This is a genomic window from Azoarcus sp. TTM-91, assembly GCF_012911025.1.
In the GTDB taxonomy this organism is placed as follows: Bacteria; Pseudomonadota; Gammaproteobacteria; order Burkholderiales; family Rhodocyclaceae; genus Azoarcus.
On sequence record NZ_WUEI01000331.1, the window covers coordinates 1 to 253 of the forward strand.

Annotated in this window: 1 protein-coding gene; it reads left to right on the forward strand. The window is 72.3% G+C overall.

The annotated features are described in order from the left end of the window. Positions 1-4: 4 nt before the first annotated feature. On the forward strand, positions 5-253 hold a 249-nt coding region (locus GRF61_RS24495), incomplete at its 3' end, for an Hpt domain-containing protein (protein WP_248281443.1).

Below are 253 nucleotides of genomic sequence, written 5' to 3' on the forward strand. Positions count from 1 at the left end.
GGCGATGGATGCGCACTTGCGTGCGCTGTGCGAGGAGGGCCACGACGTCGAGCGGCTGCATGCGCTGTTCCGCGCCGCGCATACGATCAAGGGCTCGGCCGGCATGTTCGGCCTGGAGGCGGTCGTCCTGCGCGACGGCGCGCTCGAGCCCGCCCCCAGCCTGCTCGAGCTGTTGCTCGAGTGCCGTGACCACATCGAGGATCTGGTCGGCCGGGCGCTGGAGGACGATGGCGGCGAGGCCGTGCTGGCCCCG